The 11,716-nt window shown below is 37.9% G+C and carries 9 protein-coding genes and 1 pseudogene; 2 read left to right on the forward strand and 8 right to left on the reverse strand.

Annotation, left to right across the window (positions count from 1 at the left end):
- Positions 1-95: 95 nt before the first annotated feature.
- Positions 96-1,019 (reverse strand): HPP family protein, encoded by a 924-nt coding sequence (locus tag GQR44_RS13165; RefSeq protein ID WP_166372212.1) that lies wholly within the window; start codon positions 1,017-1,019, stop codon positions 96-98.
- 282 nt (positions 1,020-1,301) lie between these two features.
- Between GQR44_RS13165 and nfsA the strand changes: the two genes are divergently transcribed.
- Positions 1,302-2,024: an oxygen-insensitive NADPH nitroreductase gene (nfsA, locus tag GQR44_RS13170; RefSeq protein WP_166372213.1), complete on the forward strand. Its 723-nt coding sequence runs from the start codon at positions 1,302-1,304 to the stop codon at positions 2,022-2,024.
- Positions 2,025-2,190: 166 nt separating this feature from the next.
- Here nfsA and GQR44_RS13175 read toward each other — a convergent pair whose 3' ends face one another.
- The 5 genes from GQR44_RS13175 to GQR44_RS13195 all read right to left on the reverse strand — a co-directional run bounded on the left by GQR44_RS13175 (position 2,191) and on the right by GQR44_RS13195 (position 8,115).
- Positions 2,191-2,874: a response regulator gene (locus tag GQR44_RS13175; protein WP_166372214.1), complete on the reverse strand. Its 684-nt coding sequence runs from the start codon at positions 2,872-2,874 to the stop codon at positions 2,191-2,193.
- 11 nt (positions 2,875-2,885) lie between these two features.
- Positions 2,886-4,499 carry a sensor histidine kinase gene (locus tag GQR44_RS13180; protein ID WP_166372215.1) on the reverse strand — a complete coding sequence of 538 codons (1,614 nt, stop codon included), beginning with the start codon at positions 4,497-4,499 and terminating at the stop codon, positions 2,886-2,888.
- A 338-nt stretch (positions 4,500-4,837) separates the two neighbouring features.
- Complete coding sequence (locus GQR44_RS13185; RefSeq protein WP_166372216.1) at positions 4,838-6,346, reverse strand: tripartite tricarboxylate transporter permease; 1,509 nt, start codon at positions 6,344-6,346, stop codon at positions 4,838-4,840.
- A gap of 14 nt (positions 6,347-6,360) precedes the next feature.
- Positions 6,361-6,849, reverse strand: a complete 489-nt coding sequence (locus tag GQR44_RS13190; protein ID WP_166372217.1) for a tripartite tricarboxylate transporter TctB family protein — start codon at positions 6,847-6,849, stop codon at positions 6,361-6,363.
- A gap of 279 nt (positions 6,850-7,128) precedes the next feature.
- Positions 7,129-8,115 carry a tripartite tricarboxylate transporter substrate-binding protein gene (locus tag GQR44_RS13195; protein ID WP_166372218.1) on the reverse strand — a complete coding sequence of 329 codons (987 nt, stop codon included), beginning with the start codon at positions 8,113-8,115 and terminating at the stop codon, positions 7,129-7,131.
- A 465-nt stretch (positions 8,116-8,580) separates the two neighbouring features.
- Here GQR44_RS13195 and GQR44_RS13200 point away from each other — a divergent pair, with 465 nt between their 5' ends.
- Entirely contained in the window at positions 8,581-8,898 is a 318-nt protein-coding gene (locus GQR44_RS13200) for a hypothetical protein (protein ID WP_166372219.1), read from the forward strand.
- A gap of 321 nt (positions 8,899-9,219) precedes the next feature.
- On the opposite strand, the gene GQR44_RS20060 is transcribed toward GQR44_RS13200, so the two are convergent.
- Together GQR44_RS20060 and GQR44_RS13210 are read right to left on the reverse strand one after the other, a co-directional pair.
- The gene (locus tag GQR44_RS20060; protein ID WP_166372220.1) at positions 9,220-10,503 is read right to left on the reverse strand and encodes a methyl-accepting chemotaxis protein; all 1,284 of its coding nucleotides are present in this window, start codon (positions 10,501-10,503) and stop codon (positions 9,220-9,222) included.
- Positions 10,496-11,652: pseudogene (locus GQR44_RS13210) on the reverse strand (IS3 family transposase). Before GQR44_RS13210 ends, GQR44_RS20060 begins: the two are co-directional and overlap by 8 nt.
- Positions 11,653-11,716 lie beyond the last annotated feature (64 nt).

Consider the following 11,716-nt stretch of genomic DNA (forward strand, 5'->3'; position numbering starts at 1 on the left):
GTACTATTTTCTAAAGCAGTACTGCCAAAAGCTACTATTGAAATATTACTCTTCACAAGGAATTAGTAGGTAAGTGTTATTGTGTTCTATAGCTCTCAAACATTCTTTGAGAGTATTTTTTGTTTAGGTCGCATTTTTTCATTCGCCCACTCTGCAAATTCTTGTAAAGTGCAACTATCTGTCGAGCCTTTTCTTTCACCATCTGCAATGCGATATATGACTAGATGCAGAGAAGGATCTGCATGTTCACGTTGGTCGATGACTTGACGTACAGACCACTGTCTTCCTGGTTTGCTATTTGTATAGAAAGCACCGAGTTCGAGCACAAACTGCGTGATTAATTCTTCGTGATAAATAGCGTCGGCTAAATCAACAATATGCTTTATTTTTTCATCACTTGCATCAATAACCAGATCTGAACGCCTTATTGCTTCATGGATATGCTGCATCTTGATACGGCGAGTATCTGGATGATACCCCACACTTTGATAGTGCATAAAGCTTTGTGGGTAACGCCTCCAGTGGAATAGATTATTAAAAAGCATCGCCACGGAAAGCAATATAGCGCAATTAATTAATGTTGGCGTAATCACATACCAATAACCTAAGTCATGTATGGCGGGTCCTCCTATTACAGCCGCTAAGGCTGTTGCACCACCTGGAGGGTGTAAGCTTCGCGTGAGATGCATGACCAAAATAGATAAAGCGACGGCTAATGAGGCAGCTAAAAAGGTAGCGTCTATAAATTTTGCACAGGTTACACCTACAATCGCTGAGAAAAGGTTTCCTGCTAAAAAAGCCCAAGGCGTGGAAAGCTGACCGTGGGGAACGGCAAAGAGCAATACCGCTGCAGCACCCATTGAGGGTAAGATAGCCACAGAACCTGCGGCACCAGTAAAATAGATTGTTGTATAAAAACAACAAAAAATGGCTAACATTCCACCAATTGTTGCCACCGTCTTTTCAGAATTAACTACGCTACTTTGAAAGCCTAAAAATCGAATAACTATTTGAATCATTTTTTATCGCTTATACAATTTATGTAAATTTAGCATTTTATTTCTCGATTATTAAGCCGAAAAATTTCATGCTAGATGATAAAGTAAATCATTCAAGCTGCCTACAGCAAAATAATTATTAATGGGCGGTTAGTGTTTTGATACTTAATGGTATTCTATTATCTGTATTTTAATGTTTTACTCGATCCATTAAGAGTACATTGCATCTTTTATTACAACCTCATATTACAATCTTATATTGCATCTTATAACTTCAATTATAGCGACAAGGATTACTGATTTATGAACAAAACTATTGAGACGATGTTAAACCATCGTTCGATTCGTCAATATACGCAACAGCCGATACAGAAAAACCAACTCGACAGTATTATTCAAGCTGGATTAGCCGCTTCTTCCTCGAGTATGCTACAGGTTGTCTCTATCATTAGGGTGACAGATAAAAGTAAACGTAAATTACTAGCTGAGTATGCGGGTAATCAACCCTACGTTGAAAACGCGCCTGAATTTTTAGTATTTTGTATTGACTATCAACGCCATGCGACGATTAATCCAGATGTGCAAGCCGACTTTACTGAGCTTACGCTTATTGGTGCAGTTGATAGTGGCATCATGGCACAAAACTGTTTATTAGCCGCTGAATCATTAGGATTAGGTGGTGTATATATTGGTGGATTACGTAATCAAATACAATTGGTGGATGAGTTACTTGAATTACCTCAAAATACATCGGTATTATTTGGCATGTGTTTAGGTTACCCAGCGCAAGACCCTGAAATTAAACCCCGTTTACCTGCTCATGTTATTATGCACGAAAATCAATATCAGCCACTGAAGATGGATGATATTAAAGATTATGACCAGGTGATACATGATTATTATGCAAGCCGTTCGAGTAACCAAAAGCAAAGTACTTGGTCTGAGCAAGTCACTGGACAATTATCGAAAGAGTCACGCCCACATATCCTGCCATATTTGAATAAAAAAGGGCTTACAAAGCGTTAGGTTTTAACGTAATTGGACGTTGTTGTTTTCAGTGATTGAAGTGATTGAAGTGATTGCAGATTGTGAATTGATATAAGGTTTAACCTTCAGCTTTAAGTGCGGCCCTGAAATAGGGCTGTTAGGTTGAAAGTGGCGCTGGTGATTATGATTATCCACACTCTGTCAATCACTTCACATACACTCTTTCTGGTCGTCCGACCTTTCCATATTCATTTTCTGCTCTTAATAGACCATTGGCTGAGCAGTATTCTAAATAGCGACGAGCGGTTGTTTTGCTAATACCTGTCTCTTGGACTAAACGATCAACAGTAAATTTGACACCCACATTTTGAGAAAACACACGTTTAATCGTTTCTAAAGTGATGCTCTCTATACCTTTGGGTAGTAATTGCTGGTACTTGTCACGCAGTTGAATATTAAAGAGTTCATCAATGTGTTTTTGCTCAAGATTATCGTATGCATTCATCGCTGTATTAAGGGTTAAATAACGATTAAGTGTTTGTTGTAATCGTTCGTATGAAACGGGTTTAAGTAGGTAATCAAAACATCCCAGTTTCATTGCAGTTTTAACGGTTTCAATTTCATCTGAAGCAGTAATTAATACAACATTTGTTTTGTGGCTCGTTTTATCGGCAATTATCTCTCGGAATAAATCGATACCGGTGCCATCTGGTAGATAGTTATCTAAAATGATTAGCTTTGGTTTATGTACTTTTACCATGGTTCTAGCCATTTGCAGGTTTTCTGCTATCCCAATGGGATTAAAACGCGGAGTTTGGCGTAAAATTTGGCTGTGAATCTGTGCAATTTTTGCATCATCTTCAACAATTAATACATCAATTAAGTCCATTTTATTTACCTTTAACGTTTATTGGGGATAAAAACAGAGAAAATACAACCTTGAGGTTCAGTATTATCGACGATGATAAAGCCATTGGCATGAGTGACATAGCGCTGAACTAAATATAAGCCAATACCATGATTGTGGCTGTCTTGTTTATTGGTAATGCCTTTTTTCCATATGTCATCGATTAAGTGAGGCTTTATACCGGTGCCGTTATCAGTTACTTCAATCACTAAATCGTCTCCTGAGTCAGTAATTAAAACTTCAATAATACGATTGCTAGAAAGGTTCTGCTGAGTTGCATCAAAGGCATTATCAATTAAATTGCCGAGTATTGCACAAAGTTCAGTTTCGCTTAGTGTTGAATTAAGTCGATGTAACTGGCAAGTAGGATCAAAACGCAATGATATATTCAACTCTTTGGCGCGTAAAGATTTACCCAGCAATAATCCCGCGATTTGAGACAAGTGAATATGCTGGTGGATAAAATCTAATAATTCTTGTTTGCTGTTATTTTCTTGCGCAATAAGTTGTTTAACTTCATCTAATCTGCCCATTTCAATTAGCCCCGAAATAGTCGCTAAGCGATTAGAAAATTCATGCTGTAATACACGTAGGCTTTCGCTGTGTTGTTGAACTTGGGTAAGCTCGGTGGTGAGGGAGTCAATATCACTTTTTTGTCGAAAACTAACAACCCAGCCAATGAGTTGATCCTCTTTGAAAATAGCAATTCGATTGGCGATTAAAGCGTGTTCATTCAAACGGATCATTTCATCTTTGATATTTTCATTCAGAGGGTGGCGAAAAAAGAACTCTGAGTTTGAAACAAATTCAATAATTTGCCTAGTTTTTAGGTACTTAATTTGATGTTCAATACCTAATAGTTGAAGTGCCGATTTGTTAATGGTCAGAAAATAACCTTCACGGTCGATGGCAATTAAGCCTTCGTAAACTGAACTTAAAATCGATTTTTGTAAGTTAAGCGCAAGTGCAATTTGCTCTGGTTCCATGTCATTCATTTGTTTTTGAATATGGCGAGAGAACCCCCATGCAGCAAACAAAGTCAGTACAACAATACTAAATACTTCGATAAGAAGCGGTGTCATATACACATCAAGCCATTGTTGAAAACGATTCAATAAATAACCAACCGAGACAACCCCAATAACATTATGATTACTGTCAAAAATAGGCGTTTTGCCTCGCACGCCATAACCTAAGCTGCCTTCCCTTAACGAGACATAAGATTCGCCACGTTCTAATACTCCGGCATTATCACCGCCTGTCATGGGCAGGCCGATACGTTCTTCTACTGGATGTGTTAATCGAATGCCATTTTTATCACCGATCACAATAAAACTGGCATCGGATATGGTGGATAATCGATCGATATTTATTTTTAAGGAAGCAAGATCTTTTACTTGAATTTGTTTGATTAGTACGGGATCACTGGCAATTTCTTTAGCCTGAACGAGCGCCCGAGTGCCAACTTGATGCTTAATCGATTCGTATAATGTGCTGTCGAAATGCCATACCATGACAGACATTTGCAGCATTAACAGCCCAAACAGTAATAAGAATACTTTTATACGAAAGGTTAATTTAGATAAAGAAGAAAGGTTTCTTTTCATAAAGGCTAGTCGATTTGCGTGTAAAGAGTTGATGGTGTTTTATTTCCTATAAATTAAGCATTGAGAGCATCCGCTTGATTAGCATTAGGTCTTTTTTGTTGGTAAAAGAAGGCATTGAATTTGTTACGTAGCCAATAATTTAGGAGTCTATAATGAAACAACCCAAATAACGCAAGCCATTGTAACTTACATTATTTGGGATTAAAGAATCATGATGGTGAAATATGCTGCAGAGTACTCTTTTTCATAGAGCATTATTTAATAACAGACATATCTCATCTCTCATCTTTTATCTTATACCTTTTATACAGATGAGTGATGAGCGCTGAATGATTAATTTAAGGAGTCACGATTTTCTTTTCGATTCTTTTAGCGCGAATCGCACCAATAATAGGTAACAGTACCGACAGTAATGTAACCACTAGTAACCCTTGAGCGATACTAGAATCCATAAAAGTACTTAAATCTTGATTCGAAATTCTATATCCCTGACGGAATGACTGTTCCATTTGTCCACCGACAATAGCCGCTAAAATCATTGGCGAAGTAGGGATGTCTACACGAGCCATGATCACACCTGCAACACCTAAAATTATCAATATATAGAAATCAACAACGGAAGCACTTATCGCATAACAACCGACAAAAGCTAAGCTAAGCACAATTGGATAAAGTACTTTAGGCGGAATGGCTAATAAGCGCACCAGCACACCAGCAAGTGGAATATTAACAATAGCAAGTACCACATTGGCAACAAACATACTCGCGATTAAGCCCCAAGCTGTATCTGGGTGTTGAGCGAATAATAAAGGACCTGGTTGAATACCTAGCATCAATAACGCACCCATCATTACAGCTGTAGTACCTGACCCTGGTACACCAAGTGATAGCATTGGGATCATCGCGCCAATAGATGCTGCATTATTGGCTGACTCTGGTGCTGCTAATCCTTCAATGGCACCATGCCCAAATTCACTTTTATTTTTAGATAATTGCTTTTCATTGTTATAACACATAAGCGATGCCATGGTGCCACCGGCGCCAGGAAGTGCACCAATGATAAAGCCAATTGGCGCACTGCGAAGGATTGGCCATTTTGAACGTTGCCAATCTTCTTTACTTATCCAAATCTTCTTAAATTTAGTTTGTGCTTTTTTAGTGCCTTCACTCAATGTACGGAAACTTTTAAATACTTCACCTAATGCGTAAATACCGATAATGACGACTAAGAAATCGATTCCAGTTTGCAGTTCTAATACACCAAAAGTAAAGCGTTGTAAGCCCGATTGTCCATCAATTCCAACGGTCGATATCGCTAAACCGATACACATCGATAAAAAGCCTTTTAGCATATTACCTTTGGACATAGAAACGGTCATAGAAAGTGCTGCGACCATTAATAGAAAGTATTCAGCAGGACCAAATTTGATTGCTAACCCAGCAACTGGCTCGGCCATTAATGTCATTAATACTGCAGCAATGGTGCCGCCGATTAATGAAGCAATTGCAGAGATCGCGAGCGCCGCTTCAGCACGGCCTTTCATTGCCATGGGGTAGCCGTCAAAAGTGGCGGCAAGTGCTGCACCATCACCTGGGGTATTGATTAAAATTGAGCTACGTGATCCGCCAAACATGGCGCCAATATAAACCCCCATCATGATGATAAGTGACGCTGTTGGGCCCATTGAAAAGGTCATGGGTAATAAAATGGCGACTCCAGTTGCAGGCCCTAGGCCGGGAAGCATGCCAATAACCGTCCCTAAAATACCGCCAACTAAGATTAAAAATAAGTAATAAGGCTGAAGAGCGACGCCAAAGCCATTCATTAAATTCGTTAAAATATCCATGGTAATGAGCTCTTTTAATTAAAAAATGGGAATGGAGGAAGATTAACTGACAGCATTTCATTAAAAGTAATGAAAATACCACCCGCAAAAATGATTGAAATTAAAGCGCTTTTTTTCCAGAATGTTTTACCGCATGTCACTGTCAGCATGGAAAACATGAATAGGAAAGTACTGATTACGTATCCGGCATGTTCAAATAACATTGCATAAAGGACACAAATGATACATGTAATAGCTATTTTTCTGCGATCACTTTTACGTTGTGGGCTTTCATTTAATAACGCTTTAATAGCTAATAGTGAAGGCGTGAAACCACTGGTGAGGATAAGTAGTACACCAATAAAAATAGAAATAGCTGAAACGGCAAGTGGTAGAAAGATGGCTTCTAATGGATTGCCAAACATTGGTTGAGGTAAACTATATGCATACCCACCGTAGGCAAGCCCAAATACGATGCTAAATAACCCTGTAAGGCCATCCCAATTGTATTTTATATTTGACATATGACACCTAAAAAATCGAGTGATTAAGTTATGCTTTTTAACCAATAATGTTGCCTATTATGGTTTTGTTTATGTGCATAATCTTAAGGGAGTAAGCTTTGCGTTTTACACAAAGCTTCATTATATTTTAAAGCGAGGCTGCGATTGATTTAGCCCTGTATTTAAACTTATTGCTTTCACTTATTACTTAAGCTTAATAACTAAACTTGGTACTTAAACTAGGCACTTAAACACGGTGCTTAAGTACCTAATTGAAAATACAGAATTTAAGTGCAGCAGTTATCGACCAAATACTTCCTTAATTAAGGTTTTATATTGCTCGTTAGTATCTGCTAAGAAGGTAGTGAATTGTTGGTTATCTTGATAAGCATTGTCCCAACCATTACGTTTTAATGCTGCTTTCCATTCTGTCGTTTCGACCATTTTTTGTAACGCATCACGCCAGTAATTTACAGCTTCTTCAGGCATATCTTTTGGACCAAATAGACCACGCCAGTTTTCAAAGGTGACATCAATGCCTTCTTCCTTCACAGTTGGAATCTCAGCGATTAAGCCAGTGCCAATTCGTTTGTCGGCAGTTTGTGCTAATGCGTGTAATTTTCCACTCTCAACAAGTCCTGCAACATCGCCTAAACCTGTTGAAATGATGTCAACGTGGCCACCTAAAGCTTGCGCAATTAAGCTACCATCCTGAAAAGAGATATAATCAATTTGACGAAGGTTCTCAACACCCGCAGCTTTAGCCACTAATAAAAATTGAATGTGGTCCATTGAACCCGCAGCAGAAGCACCCCCAATTTTGACTGATTTAGGATCTGCTTTAAGTGCGTCCATTATCTGTTTAATCGATTTGTATTTTGAATTTTCTGGCACAACAAAAGCCGCATAATCAGTGATTAAACGTGCAATAGGGGTTGTATCTTTATAACTGTATTGAGTTAAACCCGTTAAGTTAGTTAATAAAATAGGTGGCGAATAAACTGAAATAAGATCGCCTTTTCCTTTTTGCGTTTGCATGTAAGCTAAGTTCACAGCACCACCGCCACCAGGGCGATTCACTACAGGCATGTTGGACTCTACAATACCGGTATCTTTTAATGTTTTAGCCACGGTACGAATAGTTAAATCCCAACCACCACCTGCACCTGAAGGCGCTACCATATTAATAGTATGAGGTGGATAATCTGCTGCAATAGCAGAATTAGTTGAGATAAGTACTGCGGTCGCAACTACTGCGCCAGTGAATAGTTTTTTTAATTTCATCATTAACTTACATCCTTCCTTGCTTCTTAAATAGAATAAGTATTGAGCTAGTAGCTGCCCATTCCGGCTTTATTTTCTTTCTCAGAGCAGGGTTTATAAAACCTCTGCTTTATTTCTGTGTTAATAAAGTGTGTGTTATTTGTTAACTGAATTAACTGAGGTTGTAAGCATACTGATCGGTTTAATAAGTAAGTGTGAGCAGAAGCTATTTAACGTCACGAATAAATGGTGCTTATGGTTTTTATGGTGTTAATTAACAATATTTTTAAATTAAGTTATTATTTCCCTTTAAAACAATGACTTATTTTTTTTAGTGTTTAATCAAATAGAGAGTAAGTTGTTGTAGTGGAATTGAATAAGTCATAACCGAGTTCAAATTACAGTTATTCTATTGTGGATTTTTACTGTTAAGGTGAAATTATTCTGTACAATTATTGAATCGGCATATTTATAATATGGGACTGTAATTTGAAAGAATCTGACTGGGAAATATTCAAATCTATTAAAGAGATTGCTATTGAAAAATATTGCAACTTAGTCTTAGAGGAATCACAAACGGTAATATCGAAGCAAGATGAAAGTGCACATAACAAGTACTTGTTGATCTATAAGTTGCTACAAAAAAGAGATGAGAAGATGGCTGCATTATTTGATGGACATAGCCGTTCAAGGGCTTGGCCACAGTTGTTAGCGATTCGTTCAGAAGGGCTTGCTGACCAAACGTTATTAACAGAACTATCCGATGAATTTCGTGAGGGAACAGATCCCCAAAGAAAGAGTTATTAATAACGAGCTGTGTTGTATATGGAGATCGTTAACCCTGATCATGTTATTCAAACAATGTTTTGAATAACATTATAATTATCAAACTTATTTTGCTAATGCTGGTGTGTAATAAACGAGTGATTAGGTTCAAGTTTATATCACTTAATTTTCACTTTAACCTTACCCATAACCCACAACCCACAACCCACAACCCACAACCATAACCCAGTTAATTCAATTGTAACTAACCATTCTATGTCATTTACGAGATAGATATTAAATTAGCAAAAGCTTATTCATATGATAAAAATAAACTTTTATTTGGATCGTAATGCTACCGTTTTAAATAAATTGAGTCACTAGAACCTGTTGTTGCTCAAGTTTAAGTAATAGTCTAGTCGATAGTTGTACAGACTTTTGGCCTTCTATTTCGGTATTTCTGGACATGTCAGAAATGGCCACGATGTTGCGATTTATTTCTTCAGAAACTAAAGATTGTTCTTCTATCGCTGTTGCAATTTGTATATTTAAGTTAGATAGCTCATTGACTTGCGACGTTATATTTTCTAATGCTTCGCCCGTTTTACCATAAAGTTGCACGCAATTATCTGAGAGTAAGGCTCCTTTTTTCATTGCCGTATTTGCAAGTTTAGATTCTGATTGTAATTGTCCTAACAATTTATTAATTTCAGATGTTGATTGTTGGGTACGCATTGCAAGTGCTCTCACTTCATCAGCCACCACTGCAAAACCTCGTCCGTGTTCACCTGCTCGAGCAGCTTCAATTGCTGCATTGAGTGCCAATAAATTTGTTTGATCGGCAATGCCACTAATTTCATTCAATACTGTTTCAATAGATTGTGATGCATTAACTAACCTTAATATCGCTCGATCTACTTCATTCAACTGCTTCGCTAGCAAATCATTCGCATTGATATTTTCTTCAACTATTTGTTGCCCTTGATGACTACTTGCTAGTCCTTGCTTTGCAGATTGAGCAGAATGATCTATGACCAAAGCCAAATCTTGTATCGTTGCAGACATTTCATTCATCGCCGTAGCGACTTGCTCTGTTTCATTATTTTGCTGCGATAATATTTTTGAAATATTGGCGCCTGATTGTTCTGATTCTTTGGCCGTTTTAGTAATTTCATCTGAAACATCACAAACTCTTCCTACAATCGCTTTCAGTTCAGCTTCTCGCATGTTTAATGCCAATGTAATTGCACTGATTGCATTATTATTGCCTGCATAAATGTAGCTCATTAAGGGATTGTCAAAAACACTTTTGGCTTGTTGGATTAACTTTTTGAATTTTTTACGCCAATTATAAAAAAGCGCTGTTAATATGCCTGAAATACATAACATTGGCAGGCTAATAAGTGAGCTGATTTCAGTTAAAGCGACTATATATAAAGAGTATAGGAAGAAGGCGATAAAAAAGACTTGAAACCATAGCGTAAGGTCAATAGTGAATTTTAAAAGGAAAGGCAATTTACCCTGATTAATTTTTTTATAAACCTGCTCAGCACGGTCGACAACTTCTCGATCTGGTTTCGTTCTGATAGATTGATACTCAAAAACTTCGCCTTGTTTATTTTTGATTGGAGTATTCTGGTCAAGCACAACTGGACACCTGACTTTGTAATTTTTCATAGTTAATCGGAGTTAGATCTCCGAGTGTTGTATGAAGCCGTTCATGGTTGTAATAGCGGATATATTCTTCAACATCTAACTTCATCGTTTCACGCGTTAAGTGAACAATATTTAATAACCATTCATTCTTAAGACTGCCGAAGAACCGCTCAACAACTGCATTATCTAAACAAGCTCCCACGCTACTCATTGAGGCTATTATTTTATGCTTACTCAATAATCGATTAAATCGCCCACTAGTATATTGAGAACCACGATCGCTGTGGAACATCAAACCCGCTTTAGGTTGCCTGATATTAATCGACATTTGCAATGCGCGTTCAACTAAATCAACCGTCATGCGGCCAGATATAGACCAGCCAATAACCCGACGAGAGTATAAATCCATGACAATGGCTAAATACATCCAACCTTGATTGGTCCTCAAATAGGTGACGTCGCCAGCCCACACTAGATTCTCTTGTTTAGGGTTAAACTGCTGACCCAATAGGTTATCAGCAACACTATCTGTATGTTTACGCTTTGTTGTTACCTTATATGCTTGGCGCTGTACGACGACAAGCTTTAGCTTGCGCATGATACTACGTGTACGATAACGACCCACCTTAAAGCCCGCTTCTCTTAATTTCTTGCATAACTGGCGAGAGCCCAGGCTACCGCGACTTCGCTTGAATAACTGTCGTGCTGCTCGATACATGTTCAGCTCTTCTTCACGGATGACTTTAGCGGGGCGTTCAAGCCAATCATAAAATGCACTACGACTCACTTGTAATGCATTACAAAGCAATTTTATGGGATATTTAGAGCGACTCGCTCGAATATACCGATACTTTACTTCATTTCTTTTGCGAAGAAGGCACTGGCCTTTTTTAATATTTCTTTCTCCATACGCAGTCGTTTAACTTCTTTGCGTAAGGCAAGTAATTCAGCACGTTCATCTGAATCTACAGTTGAGTTAGCATGTTGCTCTGCTTTTTGTTTCCAACTGTAAAGCAAGCTAGTCGTGATGTTTAAAGCAGAAGCAGCTTCTTGAACGCTATAGCCTTGTTCACTGACTAATGCCAATGCTTCAGTTTTAAATTCACTGGTATAAGTTTTGTATTGTCTTCTCGTATTCATGTTCACCTCTTTAGTGGATAGTATTATCCAAAATTAAAGTGTCCAGTTCAATTAGACCAGAATA

The organism is Psychromonas sp. SA13A (assembly GCF_011378715.1).
In the GTDB taxonomy this organism is placed as follows: Bacteria; Pseudomonadota; Gammaproteobacteria; order Enterobacterales; family Psychromonadaceae; genus Psychromonas.